22 protein-coding genes are annotated in these 20773 nt (G+C 68.4%); 14 read left to right on the top strand and 8 right to left on the bottom strand.

Features of this window, described 5'->3' with window-relative positions; genetic code table 11:
- Window positions 1-172: 172 nt before the first annotated feature.
- Both ON21_RS40000 and ON21_RS12100 read right to left on the bottom strand, forming a co-directional pair.
- The gene (locus ON21_RS40000) at window positions 173-316 is read right to left on the bottom strand and encodes a hypothetical protein (protein ID WP_245562557.1); all 144 of its coding nucleotides are present in this window, start codon (window positions 314-316) and stop codon (window positions 173-175) included.
- Window positions 317-632: 316 nt separating this feature from the next.
- Window positions 633-1430 (bottom strand): SAM-dependent methyltransferase, encoded by a 798-nt coding sequence (locus tag ON21_RS12100; RefSeq protein ID WP_039797916.1) that lies wholly within the window; start codon window positions 1428-1430, stop codon window positions 633-635.
- Window positions 1431-1755: 325 nt separating this feature from the next.
- Here ON21_RS12100 and ON21_RS12105 point away from each other — a divergent pair, with 325 nt between their 5' ends.
- Together ON21_RS12105 and ON21_RS12110 are read left to right on the top strand one after the other, a co-directional pair.
- On the top strand, window positions 1756-1977 hold the full coding sequence (locus ON21_RS12105) for a DUF397 domain-containing protein (protein WP_039797917.1): 222 nt from the start codon (window positions 1756-1758) through the stop codon (window positions 1975-1977).
- Between the two features lie 90 nt (window positions 1978-2067).
- The gene (locus tag ON21_RS12110; RefSeq protein ID WP_051020713.1) at window positions 2068-2955 is read left to right on the top strand and encodes a Sco1979 family transcriptional regulator; all 888 of its coding nucleotides are present in this window, start codon (window positions 2068-2070) and stop codon (window positions 2953-2955) included.
- Between the two features lie 257 nt (window positions 2956-3212).
- Here ON21_RS12110 and ON21_RS40005 read toward each other — a convergent pair whose 3' ends face one another.
- The 4 genes from ON21_RS40005 to ON21_RS12130 all read right to left on the bottom strand — a co-directional run bounded on the left by ON21_RS40005 (window position 3213) and on the right by ON21_RS12130 (window position 5368).
- Window positions 3213-3380 (bottom strand): hypothetical protein, encoded by a 168-nt coding sequence (locus ON21_RS40005; RefSeq protein ID WP_245562558.1) that lies wholly within the window; start codon window positions 3378-3380, stop codon window positions 3213-3215.
- A gap of 357 nt (window positions 3381-3737) precedes the next feature.
- Window positions 3738-4079 carry a putative quinol monooxygenase gene (locus ON21_RS12120; RefSeq protein ID WP_245562559.1) on the bottom strand — a complete coding sequence of 114 codons (342 nt, stop codon included), beginning with the start codon at window positions 4077-4079 and terminating at the stop codon, window positions 3738-3740.
- Window positions 4080-4104: 25 nt separating this feature from the next.
- Window positions 4105-4764, bottom strand: coding sequence for an SDR family oxidoreductase (locus tag ON21_RS12125; protein ID WP_039797920.1), 660 nt, complete (start codon window positions 4762-4764; stop codon window positions 4105-4107).
- A 34-nt stretch (window positions 4765-4798) separates the two neighbouring features.
- Window positions 4799-5368: a DUF2599 domain-containing protein gene (locus ON21_RS12130; RefSeq protein WP_063821054.1), complete on the bottom strand. Its 570-nt coding sequence runs from the start codon at window positions 5366-5368 to the stop codon at window positions 4799-4801.
- Between the two features lie 117 nt (window positions 5369-5485).
- On the opposite strand from ON21_RS12130, the gene ON21_RS12135 reads away from it, so the two are divergent.
- A complete protein-coding gene (locus ON21_RS12135) occupies window positions 5486-6595 on the top strand; it encodes an alpha/beta hydrolase (protein ID WP_039797921.1) in 1110 nt (369 codons plus the stop codon).
- Window positions 6596-6605: 10 nt separating this feature from the next.
- Here the strand turns inward: ON21_RS12135 and ON21_RS12140 are convergent, their stop codons facing one another.
- Window positions 6606-6848: a hypothetical protein gene (locus ON21_RS12140; RefSeq protein ID WP_039797922.1), complete on the bottom strand. Its 243-nt coding sequence runs from the start codon at window positions 6846-6848 to the stop codon at window positions 6606-6608.
- A gap of 344 nt (window positions 6849-7192) precedes the next feature.
- Here ON21_RS12140 and ON21_RS12145 point away from each other — a divergent pair, with 344 nt between their 5' ends.
- The 7 genes from ON21_RS12145 (at window position 7193) to ON21_RS12175 (ending at window position 14912) form a co-directional block, all read left to right on the top strand.
- Complete coding sequence (locus ON21_RS12145) at window positions 7193-8368, top strand: lipase family protein (RefSeq protein ID WP_039797923.1); 1176 nt, start codon at window positions 7193-7195, stop codon at window positions 8366-8368.
- Window positions 8369-8602: 234 nt separating this feature from the next.
- Entirely contained in the window at window positions 8603-9976 is a 1374-nt protein-coding gene (locus ON21_RS12150; protein WP_039797924.1) for a lipase family protein, read from the top strand.
- 184 nt (window positions 9977-10160) lie between these two features.
- Window positions 10161-11225: a fused (3R)-hydroxyacyl-ACP dehydratase subunits HadA/HadB gene (locus ON21_RS12155; RefSeq protein WP_039797925.1), complete on the top strand. Its 1065-nt coding sequence runs from the start codon at window positions 10161-10163 to the stop codon at window positions 11223-11225.
- A 324-nt stretch (window positions 11226-11549) separates the two neighbouring features.
- Window positions 11550-12494 carry a Sco1979 family transcriptional regulator gene (locus tag ON21_RS12160; protein WP_039797945.1) on the top strand — a complete coding sequence of 315 codons (945 nt, stop codon included), beginning with the start codon at window positions 11550-11552 and terminating at the stop codon, window positions 12492-12494.
- A 103-nt stretch (window positions 12495-12597) separates the two neighbouring features.
- Window positions 12598-13548 carry a Sco1979 family transcriptional regulator gene (locus tag ON21_RS12165; protein ID WP_245562561.1) on the top strand — a complete coding sequence of 317 codons (951 nt, stop codon included), beginning with the start codon at window positions 12598-12600 and terminating at the stop codon, window positions 13546-13548.
- 141 nt (window positions 13549-13689) lie between these two features.
- Window positions 13690-14349, top strand: a complete 660-nt coding sequence (locus ON21_RS12170) for a TetR/AcrR family transcriptional regulator (RefSeq protein WP_051020717.1) — start codon at window positions 13690-13692, stop codon at window positions 14347-14349.
- Window positions 14331-14912 (top strand): Rv1733c family protein, encoded by a 582-nt coding sequence (locus tag ON21_RS12175; protein ID WP_157170806.1) that lies wholly within the window; start codon window positions 14331-14333, stop codon window positions 14910-14912. The genes ON21_RS12170 and ON21_RS12175 overlap by 19 nt, the downstream gene beginning before the upstream one ends.
- 218 nt (window positions 14913-15130) lie before the next feature.
- Here ON21_RS12175 and ON21_RS12180 read toward each other — a convergent pair whose 3' ends face one another.
- Entirely contained in the window at window positions 15131-16681 is a 1551-nt protein-coding gene (locus tag ON21_RS12180; RefSeq protein ID WP_039797927.1) for an acyl-CoA carboxylase subunit beta, read from the bottom strand.
- Window positions 16682-17242: 561 nt separating this feature from the next.
- On the opposite strand from ON21_RS12180, the gene ON21_RS12185 reads away from it, so the two are divergent.
- The 4 genes from ON21_RS12185 to ON21_RS12200 form a co-directional block, all read left to right on the top strand.
- Entirely contained in the window at window positions 17243-18190 is a 948-nt protein-coding gene (locus ON21_RS12185) for an RsbRD N-terminal domain-containing protein (protein ID WP_245562562.1), read from the top strand.
- A gap of 57 nt (window positions 18191-18247) precedes the next feature.
- The gene (locus ON21_RS12190) at window positions 18248-19198 is read left to right on the top strand and encodes an acyl-ACP desaturase (RefSeq protein WP_039797928.1); all 951 of its coding nucleotides are present in this window, start codon (window positions 18248-18250) and stop codon (window positions 19196-19198) included.
- Window positions 19199-19206: 8 nt separating this feature from the next.
- The gene (locus tag ON21_RS12195; RefSeq protein ID WP_245562563.1) at window positions 19207-20220 is read left to right on the top strand and encodes an alpha/beta hydrolase; all 1014 of its coding nucleotides are present in this window, start codon (window positions 19207-19209) and stop codon (window positions 20218-20220) included.
- Window positions 20221-20260: 40 nt separating this feature from the next.
- Window positions 20261-20773 (top strand): MsnO8 family LLM class oxidoreductase (locus ON21_RS12200; RefSeq protein ID WP_039797930.1); only part of this gene is annotated, 513 nt, incomplete at its 3' end.

Here is a 20773-nt window from a genome sequence, read left to right on the forward strand (position 1 = left end):
CACTATACGAAAGGGGCGTGTGGACCGGGAGTGATCTGTGAGATCACTTGACATCACGCCGCATTCCGTAGCGACTCGAATGCCGACGTCGGCGTCGCGAGCGAGGTTACGGAGCTGGAGCCGGGTTCACCCCGCGGCGAAAACGTCTTCGCGTTCCGCGGTGTGGCCCGTTCTATTCGTCGTCCAGCCCGGCTGACAGATAGGCGGCCGCCGCCAGCCACTGCCTGCACTGCGGGCCGTGCACCTCGTGGGCGTAGAGAATGTCGCGGGCCTGCCGATAGGTGAGGCCGCCGGGCTCCACACTGCAATCGGTCATGGCGAACTCGGGCGCAGAGTACTGGCGCAAGGGCTCGACGCCTGCGCCATCGATGACGGCAACCCGGGGGGAAGTTCGAAATGGCTCGATCATTCGACTACCCCTCGCGTCCGACGTGCGGCGGGGAGGCCGACGTACTGGTGACGCAGACTCGAACTCCCTGCGTACCTCCCCGATTTCGGGTTCGAGTCTATTCCTCCGTCGCTTGCAAATGCAAGTACATCTGCACGATCGGTGGGAGAAAAAACCGGCGACGGTCGCCGGTGTGAGACCGGCGACCGTCGCTGTGCCGCTTACGGTTTGGTGTTCAGGGGCCTTACGGTTTGCGCGCGACCGCGCCGTAGGCGGAGATCGGGCGGGACTCACCCACCTCCGTCTCGCCCGAGCGCCACTGCGTGATGGAGACGAAACCCGGCTCGACCAGCTCCAGACCGTCGAAGACGGCCTTGATCTGAGCCTGCGGGCGGGGGACATAAGGGGTGCCACCCGTGCCGGTGTAGTTCTCGCACAGGGTGACATACGCCTTGCTGTCGTCGGTGCCGTCCCACATCACCAGGTAGCTGCCCGACGGAACGGCATCCAGCACGGTGTGCACGATGCGCAGCAGATCGTCGTAGGTCTTGGCGTGGCCGAGCACGCCCATGAACATCACGGCGATGGGCTCGTTGAAGTTCAGGACGTGCTTGGCGTCGTTGATGATCCGCTCGGGATCGTGGTAGTCGGCGTCGATGTAGGTGGTGACGCCCTCCGGCGTGGTGGAAGTGAGCAGCGCCCGCGCGTGCGTGAGCACGAGAGGGTCGTTGTCCACGTACACGATCCGGGACTCCGGCGCCACGTTCTGGGCGACCTCGTGGGTGTTCTGCATGGTGGGCAGGCCGGTCCCGATGTCGAGGAACTGGCGGATGCCCTGTTCCCCGGCGAGGTAGCGCACCGCGCGGATGAGGAACTGGCGCGACTGCACCGCCATGGTGGTGATGTCCGGATCGACCTCGATTCCTGCGTCACCTGCGATGCGGTCGATCTCGTAATAGTCCTTACCGCCCATCCAGTAGTTCCAGATCCGCGCGGAGTGGGGGATGTCGGTTCGGATGAGGGGGCTGTGGTCTTCGGGCATGGGTTGTACTCCTAGGCAAAAACGGGTCCGCGACACTGCCGTGCTGGTGGGCGCGTGGGGTTGTCGCGAATGACTGGTACATCCGATGTGCACTGCGACAGTACAAGATTCGCGCTCGTCCAGCGGGCTGGATCGGGGAGCTGATCTCGGCGTTTCCGAGTCGACGTGATCACGTTTCACATCTACCGCCGGATGAGGGCGATCTGTGGGCGCACGGAGGGCGAACTTCGTGCTATCGTCCGGTGTCGGTGCAGATGCAAGAACGTTTGAACGTGCATCTGCACGAACCGAATCGCCTGACTGCGGTAACGGAGGAGTGGGGAAGATGTCGGATACATCCACCAACGAGATCATCGGAACTTGGCGCAAGAGTTCCTTCAGTAATCCGAGCGGCAACTGCGTCGAGGTGGCCGAAACTGCCAACGGCCAAGTGGCGGTGCGTAACTCGCGGGACCCCGAAGGTGGGGTCTTGATCTACACCCGTCCGGAGATCGATGCGTTCGTTCGCGGCGCGAAGGCCGGGGAGTTCGACTATTTGACTAGCTGAGCGGTAACATTAGCGGTCGGTGCGGTGTGTCTCGCGACAGGTGGTTGTGACACACTGTGGGCAACCCCCGGAGTATCGGAGACGAACTCGATGATCGCTGAACCCGATGACGATGGTCATGTGCAATCCGTTGTCGCGGAACGTGGTCCGACCGTGCTACGTATCGCACTGGGCGGCCAGTTGCGCAAGCTTCGGGAGAAGAAAGGCATCACCCGTGAAGCGGCGGGTGACGCGATCCGTGGATCGCACGCCAAGATCAGTCGTCTCGAGTTGGGCCGTACCGGCTTCAAGGAACGCGACATCCGTGATCTGCTGACCCTGTACGGCGTCCACGATGCCGAGGAGCGCGAGTCGTTCCTCGAATTGGCCAGGCAGGCCAACGAGCCCGGTTGGTGGCATCGCTACAGCGACCTGCTGCCGCAGTGGTTCGGCACCTACCTCGGCTTGGAACAGGCCGCGAGCAAGATCCGCACCTACGAGGCGCATCTCGTTCCCGGACTGCTGCAAACGCCCGAATACGCCAGGGCGGTCGTGTCGCTCGGATACGAGGACGCCGATACGGATCGGCGGGTCGCGGTCCGTCAGCGCAGGCAGGAAATCCTCTTCCGCTCGGACCCGCCGGTGGTGTGGGCGGTGCTCGACGAAGCCGCGTTGGTTCGGCCCGTCGGCGGCGTGCAGGTGCATCGCGAGCAGATGCTGCACCTGGTCCGGCTGGCGAAGTTGCCCAACGTGACCATCCAGGTACTGCCGTTCACCGCGGGTGAGCACGCCGCGGCGGGCAGTTCCTTCAGTATCCTGCGTTTCGCCGAGGCGGAACTGCCGGACATCGTGTATCTCGAACAATTGACCAGCGCGTTGTATCTCGAGCGGCGGCAGGACCTGGCGCTGTACCTGTCGGTGATGGACCGGCTCAGCGTCCAAGCCGAGCGCCCGGAGAAGTCGATCGAGATCATGGAAAGGTACGCCGAAGGGCGCTGAGATCGCGCGGTAGCGGTCCGCGCGACCGAAGACCCGATACGCCGAGCGGCCGCCTCCGAATCCGGAGGCGGCCGCTCGTTTTGCTTTGCTGTCCAATCGCTCGGCGGCAGTAGCCGCCGGAAATCTCGCTCTATCGGATCGGCGCCCCGGCGTCGATGGGATAGTGGTGGCTATCCGCCGGCGTCGGGTGGCGCGACGAAACTGCTTATGACCGAGTGTTTCGTGACCTGCCGGGCTCGGACGGCAGGACGGTCGGTCTACTGCTTGATGAAGCTGGAGGCGATTCGCCAGAATGTCGCCGGCTGCAATGCCTCGAGATCCCAGTCGTCGGCCATCGCGTGCGCGGTGGTGACGATCCGGTCGATATCGAAATCGTGCCGAGTGGCCGCCCCGGTGGATTCGACGGCATCGATAACGTATGCCACGGCGGTTTCTCGGGAAAATGCGGTATCGGTGTGGCCGCTGTGGGCCGGTAATGTGCTCATATGTCCACCGTTCGCCGGCTGGTCGGCCAGTGCGGTGTCGGCTGATCCGAACCGACCGCCGGTAAGTGGTTGTTTCATTCGAACGCCCCTGTTTTGTCTGGCGGCGGCAAACCCACGGCGGCTTCGGCCTTCGGCTCGCCCACGCGGCCTCCCCTGATGGTCCCCTGTAAAGCGTTGCGGGACCGAGTTTATGCCGCCGTACCTTTCAGATGCAAGCACATCTGCACGATCGATTGCACATGCGCAGTGCGCATTTCGCGGCCGGAAGTTTGCGGGCACGGTGCCCGACGCGGAAATTCAGTCGTGGCCGAATAGGACGTCCGTGCTGTAATCGATCTGTGTACCCGGCTCGACGAATTGGTCCGCCGCGGCACGCCAGGCAAGAAAATGTTCGGTGAAACGGTGCGCTTCCGCGGCCTCGTCGTCGGTGTAGAGCTGATAGAGAAAGAACCGGTGCGGATCCACCCGATCTGCGCAGACGTCGAAGCGCAGACAACCGGGCTCGGTCCGGACGGAGGCGTCGGCGCTGCGGGATATGGCCGCCAGGAACTCGGCGCGGGAGCCGGGGCGGATCTTCATCGAGACGATTCGACTGAACACGGTTGTTCTCCCATCGTGACCGTTGCGGTCGATCGGCAAGGGCGGTAGCGGGGCGCGTGACAGCTCAGTCGGCCAGTTGTGCAATCGCCCGGCTAATCGGAGTGTCACCCGAGACGAGCTCGAGCGTGCGCCCGTGGGTGTGCGCGGCAGGCAGCAGTCCGGCCGATACGGCCGCCACATCGGCGCGCGGGACCTCGCTGCGCCCGACCAGGGGTGGCGCGAGAGTCACCAGTCCGGTGCCGGGGGAGTCGGTCAGGCGGCCGGGGCGCAGGATGGTCCAGTCGAGATCCCGGCCGCGCAGATCGTCTTCGGCCTTGGTCTTCGCGTCGATATACGCCGCCCACACCTCGTCGGTGCCTGCAGCGGGTGGCGAGCCCGCGCCCATCGAGGAGATCTGCAGGAAGCGGCGCACCCCGGTGCGCTCGGCGGTCTCGGCCAGGCGGACCGACCCGCCCAGGTCGACGGTGTATTTCCGGCGCACGCCGCTGCCCTGCCCGGCGCCGGCGGCGAAAATGGCCGCCCCGCAGCCTTTCACGACGTCCGCCAGCTCGTCGGTACCCGCGTTCTCCAGATCGCATAGCACCGGCTCGGCGCCGGTGGCGCGCACGTCGGCGGCGTGGTCGGGGTTGCGGATCAGGGCGGCGACCTCGTGGCCGTTCGCGGTGAGTACGGGGGCGAGCAGCAAGGCGATCTTCCCGTGCCCGCCTGCGATGACGACGCGCATGGATCACTCCTTCCGGTCGGGGCGGCGCCCGCGCTCAGCGCTCGGGGCCGCCCGGATTACAGCGTGCTTCGACGGTGGCCTGGTAGCCCACCGCCGGGCGCCACGGTTCCAGGTTCCAGCTCGGCTTGTCCGGTTGCACCAGCCGCGCCCACGCCCAGTGACAGACGAACTGATCGTGCATGCCGGGTGCGTCCGCGTCCGCCGAATCGGCCACGACCTCCTGCCATGCTCGTTCGTCCGAGCCGGGAAAGGTGGTTCGCCGCCCGGCCTGGGTCGGGAAGACGAGCAGCCGGGGTCCGTCGATCGCGTCGACCCAGGTGACGTGATCGATCAGCGGCTGTCCCGCGTAGGGGTCGACCGACGGCACGGCAGCGAGCGATGTCGATGCCGGTGACGCCGGTGGGCTCGGGGTGGCCGCGGCGACGGTCGTGGTCGTGGCCGCCGAAGGGTCGGACGAATCGTTTCCGCAGGCGGCCGTCACGGGCAGCAGTCCCGCTGCGAGCAATGCGGCGACGCGACGCCGGGTGACGAGGCGATACGGGTACCGCTGCGCCACGGTCGAGCCTCCTGTGTTCTCCTCGGCACCGGTTTCCGGCGTGCTCATCCGAGCCTAGCGAGCGCGGGCGGTCCCGGCGAGGTTCCCGGCCGGGCCACCGATTGTGGTGGCTTGCCGGTAACGCCGCGGCTGGGGATAGTCGGTGCGGTGCGGTGCGGACGGTTCATGGCGGGGGCGGCGGGCGTCGTGGTGTCGGTGACGGTCGCGTTGGCCGGCCCCGCGGACGCCGGGGTGGGCGAGGCGCCGGGCACCGTGACGGATCTGGTGGAACTGGCGGGGCGGCTGCACGTGGCGGGGGCGACGACCGCCGAACGGCTGACGTACTGGTCGCGTGGCCCGCGTGGGCCGATGCTGAGCACCGGAGCGCTGTATCTGCCCGAAGGCGCTCCGCCGCAAGGGGGTTGGCCGATCATCGCCTACGCGCACGGCACGTCCGGGATCGCCGACGAGTGCGCGTTCACGCTGCGACCCCGGGACTACTACCTGACGTCGGTGTATCCGGATCTGCTGCGCGCCGGCTACGCGGTGGTGATCTCCGACTATGTCGGACTCGGCACCCCCGGCGTGCATCCCTATCTGGACGGCCCGGCCCAAGCTCGCAGCATCATCGACGGCGTGCGCGCGGCACGGGCGGTCGCCCCCTCGCTCGGCACACGCTGGGCGGTGTTCGGGCAATCGCAGGGTGGGCACGCGGCGCTGTTCACCGCTCATCTGGCACCCGGCGACGCGCCCGAGCTGGATCTGCGCGGGGCGGCCGCGACCGGTGCGCCGTCGAATCTGGACGCGGTGTTCCCGATGGCCGGGCCCTGGCTGCCGCGGCTGCCGCTGCAGAAGACGACGACCTATTTCGGCATGCTGCTGGCCGGATTGCGCGCCAGTGCGCCCGAGTTGGACATCGACGGTTACCTGACCCCGGTGGGCAGGGACGTCCTGCGCATCGTGGAAACGGACTGCGCCGCCGAGGCGGACGCGCAGGTGGCAGGCATCGGCATCGGCGCGATGCTGTCGCGGCCCTTGGACGATCCCGCGCTGCTTGCCGCGGTCCGCGCGATGCTGAAGGTGCCGACCAGCGGCTATGCCGTGCCGCTCTACCTCGGTCAAGGGCTGGCGGATCTGGAGGTGCCCGCGCCGCTGACGCTCGAGCTGATCGCCGAGCTGCGTTCCGCGGGCACCGATCTGCGGGTGGGCTGGTATCCCGGCGATCATCTGGGTGCGGCGCGGGAAGCGTTCCCCGACGCGCTCGCCGTTCTGCGCGGTGTGCTCGATCGGCCCTGAGCCCGCTCGCTCAGCGCCAGAGCGATCGGCACGGTAGCCTGCGCAGGCCGGGACGAATCTGGCCGTCGACGGTGACGGTGAGCCCGGCGTGCGCGGCGGCCGAGGTGAACTCCCAGGCCTCGGTGCTGGTGGCCGCGTACTCGAGAACCAGCGCGTCCTCGGGTGTGGGCCCGTCGAAGTAGACGGTGATCCGCCGAGTCGGCGGATCCTGGGTGTCGTCGCGGTCAGCGAGTCTGCGCACAGTGCCGTCCATGCCACCGTCTCCTTCCGGCCGGCGCGGCAGCCACGCCGGTAGGACTGACGGTAAGGGGCCGCCACTGCTGAGAACATGTTCCACGTTATCGGCTGGAAATGTCACAGAACGGACCTGGCGTCCTGGGGTACAGTCACCAGCCGGGGCCCGCCGCGAGCACCGGCCGGGCGACCCAATGTTGTGAATTGTCAACATGATCGCGTCGGGTGGTGTCCCGCGCGGGTCAGGTTGTCGAGGATGAGCACAGCGTCGGACGATTCAGGAGGCACACGTCGATGAGTCAGGGCCCACGTACGTTGGGTAGGGGAGTGGGGCGAAGACGTCTCGCACGTGCGATCGGAGCGATGGCCGCGGGCTTGGTGCTGGTCGCGAGCATGGCGGGCGCCGCGACCAGCGCGCCGTTGTATCCCGAACCCGATCCGGATCCCTTCTATTCGACACCCGCGGACATCGCCGACCGCAAGCCCGGCGATGTGCTCGCGACCCGGGTGATGCCGCCGCTGGCGATCTTCCCGGAGACCACGGTGACCGTGATCCGGTTCCGGTCGACGAGTTCGGAGGGGAAACCGATCGCGGCGACCACCACGGTGCTGACGCCGAAGGCGCATCGGGCCGACGGTCCGCTGCTGTCGTTCCAGCACATCATCAACGGGCTCGGCTCGGAGTGCTCGGTCTCCCGGGTGCTCTACACCGGCGACCCGAATCTGATCGTGCGGGAAGCGCCCGGCTGGAACGTCCTGCTGGCCCGCGGCTGGAGCGTCGCGCTGCCCGATCACCTCGGTCCCAACTTCGCCTACGGCGCCGCGAAGCTCGGCGGGCAGATCACCCTGGACGGGATCCGCGCCGTGAAGCAGGTCGCCGAACTCGGCGTGCAGCGCAGCCCGGTGGCGATGGTCGGCTACTCCGGCGGCGGGATGGCGACCGCGTGGGCGGCGGCCCTGCAGCCGAAGTACGCACCGGAACTCGACATCGCGGGCGCGGCCATGGGCGGCGTGCCGATGAATCTGGTGAAGATGCTCGAGGGGCTGGGGCTGAATCCGCATCCGGTGTTCGGTCTGGCGTTCGCCGCCGGGTTCGGGCTGGAGCGTGAGTACCCGACGCGCTTCCCGCTCAGCGAGCAGCTGAACGAACGGGGTCTGGCCGCCCGCGCGCAGATCGCCAACAGCTGCACCAACGACATCCTCGCCACGGGAGCGGGCCACGGCGCGCTGGACTTCGCCAAGACGACCTCGATGATCAACGACAACACCGCGCGCGCCGTGGTGGAGGAGAACAGCCTCGAGCTCTACGACGGCGTGCCGAAGACACCGGTGTTCGAATGGCATTCGCCGATCGATGGCCTCATCCCGATCGACGCGGTGGTCAACACCGACAAGCGGTGGTGTGCGGCGGGCGCGAAGGTGCAGGCCGAGCAGATCCCGGTTCCGGACCACTTGACCGCGGCGGTGCTGGGCATTCCCGCGGCACTGACTTGGTTGGACGCCCGTTTCCGAGGGGAGCCCGCGCCGAGCAACTGCTGAGCGACGGTACACGCACGGCCGAGCCGGGACCCTTTCTCCGAAAAAGGGTCTCCGGCCGGTTGTTGCGATATGGATACGCGACAACACAACTCGGATGCTTTACTGCGTCCAGTCGTAGGCGCTGACGTAGCCTGACGTCCTGGCTCCCGGTCTGACAGGGGACATTTCGGGGGTCGAAGGCCAGTGCGCCCGGGTGCCAGACGACGTTGCCGTTCGCACCCGAAGGCGTGTGCCATGAAGATTTCGCGTGCCATTGCTGTGGCATTGCTCGCCGCCGGCTCGGTCCTGGCTGTCCCCGCCGCCGCAGAGCCGCCGCCCGCCCCGCCGCCCGGCGGGCTGCTGCCCGCGCTGCAACAACTCATCGATCAGGTGATCCCGCCGCCGCCGATCGCGCCGCTGCCGGAACCGATTTCGCCTGCGCACGAGGCGACCACGCTGTCGCCGTCGCTGGCGGCGCTGCGCTCGGCCACGCTGCCCTCCGCCGTCGGCGACCCGATGTTCGACCTGCTGCCCGCGAACCTCGACGAAATGGCCGATGGACAGGTCATCGAGGTCCGCGACGTGCGCCCGACGGCCGCGCCGCTGCTGCTGCTGCCGATCCAGCGTGCGCTGCTGGTGAAGTACCGTACGACGGACGCGCACGGCGCGCCGTCGTACGCCACGGCGACGCTGATCATTCCCGCCGCGCCGTGGCCGGGGCCGGGGCAGCGGCCGGTGGTGGTGAACAACCTGCCCATCGACGCCCTCGGCCGTACCTGCACGCCGGGATACACCCTCGCGCACGGGCTCAACCCCGACACCAGCACCACCGACTTCCTACCGCCCACGACCCATCTGGCGGCGCTGCGCGGTTACGCCGTGCTGATCCCGGACCACGAAGGGCCTTCGATGGCCTATGCCGAGCCCATCGTGGCCGGGCACGCCGTGCTCGACTCGATCCGGGCGGTGCGCGGGCTGCTACCGGAGGAGTTCGGCGCCGCGAAGTTCGGTCTCGCGGGGTATTCCGGCGGCGCGATCGCGACGCACGGGGCGGTGAAGCTGATCGACGGCTACGCACCGGAATTGGCGGACGTGATCGTCGGCGCAACACTCGGCGGCGTGCCCGCCGATTTCGAGATCCTGGCCCGCAGCATGAACGGCAACCTCGCCTCGGCGATCTTCATGGGCGCGGTGTTCGGGATCGGACGCGAGCGGCCGGAGATCCTGGCCGGGATGAACAATCTCGCGCAGTGGGTGGCCACCTCGCCGGTGAAGAACATGTGCGGCAGCAGCTACGGAGCGATCGGCGTGCTGATGCTGCCGATCGACATCGCCGCGAATTTCCCCGACCCGCTGCATTCGGCGCTGGCCGCGGACATCTATCGGGTGACCAAGATGGCCGGTATGCGGTCGGCGACGCCGCTGTACGTCTACAACGGTGAGCAGGAGTTCTGGATCCCGGCCGAGGGCGCGCGCAATCTCTACCTGGAGCAGTGCCGCCTCGGCGTGCCCGCGGTGTACCGCAGTGTGCTCGGCGAGCACATCATCGCGGGTGCGGTCGGTTATCCGGAGGCCATGATCTGGCTCGACGACCGGCTGCGGGGAGTCCAGGCGCCCGACGAATGCTGATCGGGTGACGGCGCCGGGGGAATCCGGTAACGCGGTGCACCCGCGATCGCGATCAAGAAGTGTTCCCCTTCGGCCCGTCGGTTCGTATGCCCAGATCTGGCGACGGCGCTCCTGCGGCGTCGTCGCGGCTTCGGTACGGTGGGCCGTTCCGGTCGGGGGGACGGCGATTTTTCGAGAGAGGCACATGAACGACATCACGACCACCGCGTCCGAGCAAGCCAAGGCGCTGGTGGGGCGGCACTACCGTCTGACCGACCCGTACGAGGTGGGGCGCGAGAAGATCCGGGAGTTCGCGCGAGCGTTGCAGGACGGCCATCCCGCCCACCGCTACGAAGACGCCGCGGCGGAACTCGGCTTCGACGGGCTCGTCGCACCGATGACGTTCTCCTCGATCGTCCTCATGTTGATGCAGCGCAAGATGTTCGAGTCCGTGCTCAGCGGCTACGACCTCGGCCAGGTGCTGCAGACGGAGCAGTCGATCCGGGTGCACCGGCCGATCGTCGCGGGCGACGAGGTGCGGTGCGATTCCTACATCGAGTCGTTCCGGCAGTTCGGTGACAAGGACTTCATGGTCACCAGGAACGTGCTGAGCAACCAGCACAAGGAAGTGCTGCAGACCGCGCACACCACGGCGGTGGCGCAGACCGGGGTCGACCTCGCCGCCGACCTGCGCGCGGCGGTCGACGGTGTGATCATGACCGGGCAGTCGGCCGCCGACCGCGCGGACGCGGCGGCGGGTCGCAAGCCCGATGACGACGGCGGCCTGGTCGAGAGCTTCGATGAGGTGGTGCAAGCGGACGAACCCGACGAGCCGCGCACGCCGCGAACCATCCCCGCCTTCGAGGACCTGGCCGTCGGTATGGAACTCGCTCCGCGAACGGTGCTGCTGTCGCGCGGCGATCTGGTGAATTACGCCGGTGTGTCGGGTGATTCGAATCCCATCCACTTCAGCGACGTGGTCGCGCGCAGCGCCGGGCTGCCCGACGTGGTGTCGCACGGACTGCTGACCATGGGCGTCGGCGCGGGGTATCTCACCTCGTGGCTCGGTGATCCGGCCGCCGTCACGCGGTACGGGGTGCGGTTCGCCGGGTTCGCCCCGGTCCCGGCGACCAAAGCGAGCGCGATCGAATTCCGCGGTCGCGTAAAGCAATTGGATCCGCAGCGCCGCGCGGCCACCATCGCCTTGACCGCGACGTGTGGGGATCGCAAGCTGTTCGGTCGCGCGACGGCGGACGTAGTGCTGCGCTGAACCGAGCGGCCCGCTGTCACCTGATTCCGGTGACAGCGGGCTCCGCGGTCCCCGCTTCGGCGGGCTTGCGGTGGAACATCTCCGGCGCAGCGCTTTTCGGTATCGACCCATCTCTCGCGACCTGCGCCCTGCTCGGCGGCGCTGTCGTACCCACGGTCCGGTGGGCGAGCAGGCCGGATCGCGGCGGCACGCGATCGTCCAGCGAACAGCGGGCGCCCCGGCGATCGGGAAATGATCTTGCGGATGTGCTTGCACCTGCGCATACGCGGCTTTTCGGGGGGTTCGGTGCTGGAGTGCGGGCACCGCACATGCGAGACTCGGTACATGCGTGCTTCGGTAGTGCGGCCTCAGAACGAATCCATCGCTCGTGGAACGGCTCCCGCCGCGGAGGGCGGCCCTACCGCCCTACGGATGATCCTCGGCGGGCGGATGCGGCGGCTGCGTGAGGCGCGCGGCATCTCGCTCGAGGAAGCGGGCGAGGCGATCCGCGGCTCGCACTCGAAGATCAGCCGCTTGGAATTGGGGCGTACCGGTTTCCGGGAGCGGGATCTGGTGGACCTGCTCGCACTGTACGGCGTCACCGACGAGGAGGAGTGCGCGGAGTTCAAGCGGCTGGCCAAGCAGGCGAACACCTCGGGATGGTGGCATCACGACGCCGACTGGCTGCCGAAGTGGTTCGACACCTATCTCGGGCTGGAACATGCCGCGCAGCTGATCCGCTGCTACGAGCCGCGGGTCGTCCCGGAGCTGCTGCAGACCCCCGAGTACGCCCGCGCGCTGTTCGTGCTCGCGCATCCGCACGAGGACGAGGAGTCGATCGAGCGGCGCGTGGCTCTGCGTATGCGCCGCCAGGAAATCCTGACCAGGCCGGACCCGCCCCAGATGTGGCTGATCGTCGAGGAGGCGGCGCTGCGGCGCAGGATCGGGGGATCGCAGGTGTGGCTGGCGCAGCTCGACCACCTGTTGCGGGTCGCGGACGCGCCCAACATCACCGTGCAGGTGCTCGCCGATCACGTCGGCGGCCCCGCGGTGTCCGACGGCGCCTTCACCATGCTGCGCTTCGCCGAGTCCGACCTGCCGGACATCGTGTATCTCCAGCAGCTCACCGGCGCGCTGTATCTGGACAAGGACGCCGATCTCGCGGCCTATCGCGCGGTGGCGAACCTGCTGTCGGTGCACGCGGCGCCCCCCGAGTACACCCGCGCTCTCATCGCGGCGTTGCGCGAGCGCGAGCCGCAGATCGTCGAGCTGCCGTCCGGCCCGGCCTGACCGTTCGGCGGCGGTACCGGACCCGGTGGAACCCACGAATGTGCGGCGGTACAGGGACTTTCGGCCGTAGATAACGACTGGGTCAACATGGCAGACTCGGGGGATGCGTCCTTCGAACGTACGACAGGCGTCCGATTCGGCAAGGCCGGGCGCCCAGCCGGTGGCCGGAGGCGGGCCGACGGTCCTGCGGATGGTCCTCGGTGGCCGGCTGCGTCGCCTGCGCGAGGCGCGGAATATCACCCGTGAAGCGGCGGGTGAGGCCATTCGCGGGTCGCATTCGAAGATCAGCAGGCTGGAGCTCGGGCGCACCGGCTGCCGGGAACGCGATCTGGTCGACCTGCTCGATCTCTACGAGGTGACCGACCCGGCGGAACGGGACCGATACCTGGAGCTGGCCAGGCAGGCCAATGCGTCGGGCTGGTGGGCACGGGACAACGACTGGCTGCCGAAATGGTTCGACACCTATCTCGGTTTGGAACAGGCGGCCTGCCGGATCCGCTGCTACGAACCGCGAGCGGTCCCGGAATTGCTGCAGACCCCGGAGTACGCCCGCGCGCTGCTCACGCTGTCGCACCCGGGCGAGCCGGAGGACGCGATCGAACGGCGGGTCGCACTGCGCATGCGCAGACAGGAGATCCTCACCGATCCGAACCCGCCGCAGGTGTGGATGCTGATCGAGGAAGCCGCGCTGCGCCGCAGGATCGGCGGCTCGACGGTCTGGCGCGCCCAGCTGGACCGCGTGCTGCACGCGGCGGCGCAGCCGAACATCACCATCCAGATCCTGGCCGATCATGTGGGCGGTCCGGCGCTCACCGACGGCGCGTTCACCGTCTTGCGCTTCGCCGAGTCGGATCTGCCCGACATCGTCTACCTCCAGCAGCTGACCAGCGCGCTGTATCTGGACAAGATCGCCGATCTGGACGTGTACTACACGGTGCTGAACCAACTTTCGCTGCTGGCCCCGTCGCCGGAGCACTCCCGCCAGCTGCTGCGGATCTTGCGCGACGGCGTCCCGCCGACGGTCGACCAACCGATGGACCGCCCCACGAGCTGACCGGGCGGCGGACTGCCCTCCTCGCCGGTGCGGCGCGCGATTCAGCGCGCCCGAATCGGGCATCTTTCCTGCGAGGTGATGCGCATGGCGGGGAAGAGCGAAGTATTGTCCCATTGGGACAATACGGATATGCTCGGAGGCATGAGCGACGACGGTGTCGGTCTGGACGGCCGTCGGCTGCGCACTCGGCGCAGCCGCGAGGCGCTGTCGCGCGCGGCGTTCGACCTGCTCACCGAGCGGGGGCTCGACGCGGTGGCCGTCGAGGACATCGCGCTGCGCGCCGGGGTCACCCGGCGCACGTTCAGCAGGCACTTCGCGTCCATCGAAGAGGCGATTCTCGGCGATGTCGACCAGGATGTGCACCTGTTCAACGAAGCCCTGTGCCGTCGTCCGCTTTCCGAGCCGCCCCTGATCGCCTACCGCGGCGCCGTCCACGACTGGCTCGCCACCGAGTACGGCGGGGCCCGTGCGTCCCTGCTCGCCCGCCGTTGGGCGCTGTTCCAGCGATTCGAGGACGAACCCGAACTGTTCGCCGGCTATCAGCGCATCCGCATCGAGGGGCAACGCGAATCGGTCCGGATCATCGCGGCGCGGCTGGGCGTGGATCCGCAGGCCGATCCGCGTCCGGCCGTCGCCGTCGGCGCCGGTGCGGGCATGCTGCTCGCGGCGCTGCAGAGCTGGGCGGCGGGACCCGATCCGATGGGCCTGCCCGGCCTCGTCGAGGAGTTCTTCGACACCCTCGTCACCCTCACCGCCGAAATTCGCAACGAGGAGTCACCGTCATGTCTACCGGGTCGGTGAACATGTACCGCCGGACGTGCCGACGCGTCGGCCTGGATCGAAATCCGCTGCGCCGAAGAGAAGACCGTGTGCAGACCGGGGTGGCGGTGCTGCTGGCCCTGGTGTTCCTGATCGTCGTGCCCGTACTGGCGGTGACCGTCGGCGGCCGGGTGTACCGCGTCGAGACGGCCGCGGTGCAAGCCGAGACGGCACGGCTGCATCGGGTCGACGCCACCGTGATCGAAACCGGCAAGACGCCGCTGTACGCACCGGTGGTGCCTGCGCGCGTGTCCTGGAAGGACGCCGACGGCGTGGCCCACACCGGCGACTATCAGTCGACCACCGTGGTCGAGCCGGGTTCCACCGTGCCGATCTGGCTGAACGAGCGCGGCGCGATCGTCGAGCCGCCGTCGTCGACCCAGCCTGCGAGCAAAGCGGTGATGCTGACCGCCGGTGCGGTGTTCGGTGTCTGGATCGTGCTCGTCGGCAGCTACCTGCTGCTGCGCCGCGGCCTCGATCGGCGGCGGCTGCGCAGGTGGGAGACCGAATGGATGACGGCCGACCTCACCTGGGGACACGGCTGAGCCTTGGTGCGGCGTGCCCGCCGGGCGAGGGTAGGGAACAGGCGCAGCGGGCACGTCGCGTGCCGGGCCGCAACGCGGCGAACGAAGCGGGCCCGGCACCGCTCCTGAGATTAAGGCATCGGCCTGCCGCACCGCCCGATTCGGCGCGGATCGCCGGAGATCCCACCACGTAGACCCGGTTACGTTGTGACACAACATAACCGGGTCCACGCACCGGCTCAGACCGGGAAGAGGCTGTGCTTGCGCGGGTTGGGTTCGGCGCTCGCCTCTTTCTCGCGCAGCAGGCGCAGCGCCCGCCGGATCTCCAGCCTGGTGCGCGAGGGCTCGATCACCGCGTCGATGTAACCGCGCTCGGCGGCGATCCACGGTGTGGCGACCGTCGTGTTGTACTGCTCGATCATGGCCTCGCGCAGCGCCGCGCGCTGCTCCGGGTCCACCTGGGCGAGCTGCCGCTTGCCGACGATGCTCACCGCGCTCTCCGCACCCATCACGGCGATGCGCGCGGTCGGCCAGGCCAGGCTGACGTCGGCGCCCAGCTGTTTGCAGCCCATCACGGCGTAGCCGCCGCCGTAGGCCTTGCGGACCACGACGGTCACGATCGGGACGGTCGCCTCGATCACCGCGCGGAAGAACCGTCCGCCGCGCTTGATCACCCCGCTGCGCTCCTCCTCCACACCGGGCAGCACGCCGGGTGTGTCCACGACGAAGATCAGCGGCAGGCCGAAGACGTTGCACAACCGGATGAAATGCGTCGCCTTGTCCGAGCATTTGGCATCGATCGCGCCGCCGAGCACCAACGGCTGGTTGGCGATCACCCCGACGCTGCGCCCGTCGACGCGGGCGAAGCCGGTGATCAGGTTCTGCGCGGTGGCCGCGCTGATCTCGTGGAAGGCGCCGTCGTCGAACAGGCGCAGCAAGATCTCGTGCATGTCGTAGCCCTGCCGATCGGAATCGGGAACGATCGAGTCCAGTTCCAGATCGTGCGGCGTGATCTGCGGCTCCAATCCCGGATTGACGACCGGGCCCGGCTCCAGGCAACTCGTCGGCAGATAGCTCAGATAGGTTCTGGCCCAGTCGAAAGCATCCTGTTCGGTGGCGGCGACGTGGTGGACGGTGCCGGTGGCCGCCTGCGCCTGCGCGCCGCCCAGCTCCTCCATGGTCACCTCCTCGCCGGTGACCTCTTTGATCACCTCGGGGCCGGTGACGAACATGTACGACTTCTCGGTCGCGATCAGGATGTCGGTGTTCACCGGCGCGTAGACCGATCCGGCGGCGCATTTGCCCAACATGATCGACACTTGCGGCACGAAGCCCGACAGCCGTTCCTGGCGGCGGCTCATCAGCGCGTACCAGGCCAGGGAGGTCACCGCGTCCTGGATGCGGGCGCCGCCGGAGTCGTTGATCGCGACGACCGGGCAGGCATTCTTGGTGGCGAAATCCAGTGCCGCGGCGACTTTGCGGCCGAACATCTCGCCGACCGAGCCGCCGAAGACGGTCTGATCGTGCGCGATCACCACGACGGGCCTGCCGTCGATCCGGCCGCGACCGGTGACCACGCCGTCGCCGTACATGGCTCCTGGCGTGCCCGGCTGGCGCACCAGCGCGCCGATCTCCACGAAACTTCCCGGGTCCAGCAGCGCGCGCACGCGCTCCCGCGCGCTGGGAATGCCCTTGGACTTGCGCTTCGCGATGCCGATTTCGCCCGCGGGTTCCTCGGCCAGCTCCAGGATCCCGCGCAGTTCGTCCAGCTTCTCTCGCGTACCGCTCATATGTGTTGTCGCCCTTCGAAACTCGTCGCGACGCCGTACGGCAGCGCGGCGCTCGATGCTATCGGCGGTGCGATCTGCTGCACAGCGGTTCGGAAGATCTGATGGAACAGCTCACAGGTTTGCCTCTCGATCCCCCGGTTCATAGCACGCCGCGGCCCCGGCCACCGCGACGACACGGACTGTGCGAGGTCCCAATCGTGGCCGTGGGTGTCGATGAACCGTCCCCAGGGCGCGGGCGGGGACTACTCAGGGCGATGCCGACGGATCTAGGGTGATCTCGACGCAGCGCCGGAAATGCGCGGACGGCGCTGCGTCACACACTCCGGAAAATCGGCGCGTCCGTGACGGCGCGGGGCCGGAACCGAAAACCGCAGTGTCGCAGTGCTTCTATCCGTGCGGTACGGTCCCCGCGAATTCCATCGAAAGCTTGTGATTGCGCCCAACGGGTCGGGCGGCCGCTGATGACTTACCCGATTCGGCGGAACATATCTCGATTCCATCACGATCCGACGCTAACCTTCGGGAGGCATGATGGGCAGCCAGCCGAGAACGAGTACCGAGATGTTGACATCGAAACTCGTCGCACACCTGGCCGGACGTTCCGGCCGCGACGCGTCCGGCGATGTGGCGACGACCGCGCGGAATTGCCTGGCGGCCGCCGTCGAACTGCTGGCTCCGCGTCCGGCGCCCGCGGTGGCCCGGCCGCCGGAGATCGCCGGTTTCGCCTCGCGCTGGGCGCGGGAGGGTATCGCACTGGAAACGGTGCTCGGCGCATATCACGACGAAATCCGCAGCGGATTGGAATTCCTCGCCGACGAGGTCGCCGACGAGCGAACCGATCATTTTCTCGCGGGTGCGCGGCTGGCGGTCCACGTGCTGGAGATGGTGACGGTGGCGGCGTCGACCGCTTACGTCGACGAGCACCGCGCGGTCGCGCGGGAACATCAGACCGCGGCTCAGACGCTGGTCTCCGCGCTGCTGGGCGGGCACGCGGTCGGTGAGCTCGCCAGGGCCACCGGCATTCCGATCGCGCGGTCGTATCAGGTCGTCGCGCTGGGCATCCCGGCGCATCCGGACGAGCGAAGACCCGCGACGGGCCCGGACGCGGCCCGGCGCAAGCTCCGCCGGGTGCAGGCCGCACTGGCGGATCCGCTCGGCTCACGGGCGTTGTCGGTGTTGTCCGCCGCGGGCGGCACGGTGCTGGTGCCGCTCGACGACGTGCCGGCCCGCACCGGAACGTTCACCCTGACCGAGGACGTGCTCGCCATCGTCGGCGAGGCCGCCGAGGTCCCGCTGACCGCGGCGGTGGCCGCCGGACGCACCGCGCGCATCCCGGAACTGGCCGGTCGCGCGCACGACATGCTGGACCGGCTGCGGGCGGCCAGCAGGCCGCCGGGGCTGTACCGGGTGCCCGACGCGGGCGAGACCCCGGGTTGTGAACTGCCCCAGCCGGGTCATATGGCCATCGTCACCTCACCCAACGATCACGTGATCGGTCGTTCGGCCTGATTTTCCGCCGCTATCGTCGACTGTGCCCTGATTTCGAGGGTGAGCAAAGGAGTTCGAGTGACCACCGCGTTGTCCGATCGCGATATTCTGCGCGAGCTGGAGCCCACCGCAGAACGCCTGCTCGATGATCATCTGCGCAAGGCCAAGTCCTGGAATCCGCACGATTACGTGCCGTGGGACGACGGGCGCAATTTCGCCGCACTCGGCGGAATCGATTGGGAGCCCGGCCAATCCGCGCTTTCCGAGGTGGCGCAGACCGCGATGATCACCAATCTGCTCACCGAGGACAATCTGCCCTCGTATCACCGGGAGATCTCGGAGGCGTTCTCGCTGGACAGTGCGTGGGGCACCTGGGTGGGCCGGTGGACCGCGGAGGAGAACCGCCACGCCATCGTTATGCGCGATTATCTGGTCGTGACCCGCGCGGTCGATCCGGTACTGCTGGAGCAGGCGCGGATGGCGCATATGACCACCGGCTTCGGTAAACCCGACAAAGAGCAGCAGTTCCTGCGTTCGGTGGCCTACGTCACACTGCAGGAGCTCGCGACCAGGATCAGTCACCGCAACACCGGAGCGGCCTGCGAGGAACCGATCGCCGAGCGTATGCTGCAACGTGTTGCCGCCGACGAGAATCTGCACATGATCTTCTACCGGAACATCAGCGCCGCGGCCATCGACCTGGTGCCGAACGAAGCGCTGCGCGCCATCACCAGCGTGGTCACCCGTTTCCAGATGCCCGGGGTGACCCAGCCGAATTTCCGGCGCAACGCGGTGCTGCTGGCCAAGCACGGCATCTACGACTTGCGTCAGCATCTGGATGTGGTGGTGCGTCCGGTGCTGCGCGCGTGGCGCGTCTTCGAACGCGACGATCTGACCGGCGACGGCGAACGCGCCCGCGAGGAATTGGACGCTTACCTCGAAGACCTGGAGATCCGGGCGCGGCGGTTCGAGGAGCAGCGTGAGCGCGCGGCGGCCAGACAAGCGGAACGGGCCGCCGCGGCCGGATGACTCTACGCGTGCCGATCACCGCGGTGGCGATGGCCCTCATCGCCACCGCCACCGCTGCGCCCGTGCTCGCCGATCCGGTGCCGCAGACCCCGCCGCCCGCGGTCGACCCGGCCATGACCCGCACCGGGCTGCTCTCGATCGAGGACTTGGGCGGAGGGCACGAACGGCTCTCGATCGCCTCGTCGGCGATGCGCCGGGTCATCACCGTCGACATCCTGCGCGGCAGCGGCGAGGCGCCGCGTCCGGTGCTGTATCTGCTCGACGGCGTCGACGGCGACGCCACGTCGGCTTGGCTGACCAAGGGTGGAGCCGCCGAATACTTCGCGGGCAAGCCGGTGGACGTGGTGCTTCCCGGCGGCGGCACCGGCAGCATGTACAGCGACTGGATCCGGCAGGACGCCGCGCTGGGACTCAACCGCTGGGAGACGTTCCTGACCACCGAGCTTCCCCCGATCGTGGAGTCGCTGCTGCGCAGCGACGGTCGCCGCGCCATCGCGGGGGTGTCGATGGGCGCCCAGGCGGCGATGATGCTCGCCCAGCGCTATCCGGGCTGGTATCGCGCCGTCGCCGGGATGAGCGGCTGCTACTCCACCGCCGACCCGCTCGGTCACGCGGTGACCACCATCACCGTCGCCTCGCGCGGCGGCAACGTGAACAATCTCTGGGGCCCGCCGACCTCACCGGAATGGGCCGCGCACGACAGCCTGCTGCATGCGGAGAAGCTGCGCGGCACCGCCATCTACCTCTCGGCGGCCACCGGGCTGCCCACCGGAGCCGATCTGGTGTCGGTCGCGAACTCCCCGTCGGTCGCGGAAGCGTTGCGCACCGCGGGCGGCGGTGCGGCGCTGGAAGCGGGTGCCAGGGCCTGCACCGAGCGGTTCGCCGGCCGCCTGTCCGAGCTGAACATCCCCGCCACTCTGGAGTACACCGCGGACGGCATGCACACCTGGCCGGACTTCCAGGCGCAACTGCCGAAGGCGTGGCGGGCGCTCGCGCAGGCGCTGGGGCTGCCGCCGTCGTGAACCGGCGGAATCAGCGCGGCGCGCTCGCGTTGACATCGATATGACCTCGGTGCTGTCCACTGTCCGGTTCTCCGTCCTCGATCGCTCGCGCGTCCGCCGCGGTCAGAGCCATCCGGCCGCGTTGCGCGAGACCGTCGAGTTCGCCCGGCTCGCCGAGCGGTGGGGCTATCACCGGTTCTGGGTGTCCGAACACCACAGTGTGCCCGGCGTGGCGGGCTCGGCGCCGACCGTGCTCGCGGCCGCCGCGGCGGCGGCGACCGCGCGGATCCGGATCGGCACGGGCGGGGTGATGTTGCCCAACCACCAACCGCTGGTGGTCGCCGAGCAGTTCGGCGTGCTGGAATCGCTGTACCCGGGACGCATCGACATGGGCTTGGGACGCTCGGTCGGCTTCACCGACGGCGTGCGGCGTGCGCTCGGGCACGACAAACGCGACGCGGAAGACTTCGACGCGCAGCTCGCCGAACTGCTGGCGTACTTCGGCGAAGGCAGGCAGGGTGTGCACGCATGGCCCGCCGAGGGGCTGCGTATCCCTGCCTTCCTGCTGGCGACC

Source organism: Nocardia araoensis NBRC 100135 (genome assembly GCF_000308435.1).
GTDB classification, from domain to species: Bacteria; Actinomycetota; Actinomycetes; order Mycobacteriales; family Mycobacteriaceae; genus Nocardia; species Nocardia araoensis.

What these genes read in the sequence shown, in the direction of transcription:
- ON21_RS12180 (WP_039797927.1), bottom strand. Translation starts at nt 16,681, where the DNA reads ATGAGCGGTACGCGAGAGAAGCTGGACGAACTGCGCGGGATCCTGGAG.
- ON21_RS12170 (WP_051020717.1), top strand. Translation starts at nt 13,690, where the DNA reads ATGAGCGACGACGGTGTCGGTCTGGACGGCCGTCGGCTGCGCACTCGG.
- ON21_RS12145 (WP_039797923.1), top strand. Translation starts at nt 7,193, where the DNA reads ATGGCCGCGGGCTTGGTGCTGGTCGCGAGCATGGCGGGCGCCGCGACC.
- ON21_RS12105 (WP_039797917.1), top strand. Translation starts at nt 1,756, where the DNA reads ATGTCGGATACATCCACCAACGAGATCATCGGAACTTGGCGCAAGAGT.
- ON21_RS12160 (WP_039797945.1), top strand. Translation starts at nt 11,550, where the DNA reads ATGCGTGCTTCGGTAGTGCGGCCTCAGAACGAATCCATCGCTCGTGGA.
- ON21_RS12150 (WP_039797924.1), top strand. Translation starts at nt 8,603, where the DNA reads ATGAAGATTTCGCGTGCCATTGCTGTGGCATTGCTCGCCGCCGGCTCG.
- ON21_RS12100 (WP_039797916.1), bottom strand. Translation starts at nt 1,430, where the DNA reads ATGCCCGAAGACCACAGCCCCCTCATCCGAACCGACATCCCCCACTCC.
- ON21_RS12175 (WP_157170806.1), top strand. Translation starts at nt 14,331, where the DNA reads ATGTCTACCGGGTCGGTGAACATGTACCGCCGGACGTGCCGACGCGTC.
- ON21_RS12125 (WP_039797920.1), bottom strand. Translation starts at nt 4,764, where the DNA reads ATGCGCGTCGTCATCGCAGGCGGGCACGGGAAGATCGCCTTGCTGCTC.
- ON21_RS12155 (WP_039797925.1), top strand. Translation starts at nt 10,161, where the DNA reads ATGAACGACATCACGACCACCGCGTCCGAGCAAGCCAAGGCGCTGGTG.
- ON21_RS12140 (WP_039797922.1), bottom strand. Translation starts at nt 6,848, where the DNA reads ATGGACGGCACTGTGCGCAGACTCGCTGACCGCGACGACACCCAGGAT.
- ON21_RS12165 (WP_245562561.1), top strand. Translation starts at nt 12,598, where the DNA reads ATGCGTCCTTCGAACGTACGACAGGCGTCCGATTCGGCAAGGCCGGGC.
- ON21_RS12110 (WP_051020713.1), top strand. Translation starts at nt 2,068, where the DNA reads ATGATCGCTGAACCCGATGACGATGGTCATGTGCAATCCGTTGTCGCG.
- ON21_RS40000 (WP_245562557.1), bottom strand. Translation starts at nt 316, where the DNA reads ATGACCGATTGCAGTGTGGAGCCCGGCGGCCTCACCTATCGGCAGGCC.
- ON21_RS12135 (WP_039797921.1), top strand. Translation starts at nt 5,486, where the DNA reads ATGGCGGGGGCGGCGGGCGTCGTGGTGTCGGTGACGGTCGCGTTGGCC.
- ON21_RS12185 (WP_245562562.1), top strand. Translation starts at nt 17,243, where the DNA reads ATGTTGACATCGAAACTCGTCGCACACCTGGCCGGACGTTCCGGCCGC.
- ON21_RS12130 (WP_063821054.1), bottom strand. Translation starts at nt 5,368, where the DNA reads ATGAGCACGCCGGAAACCGGTGCCGAGGAGAACACAGGAGGCTCGACC.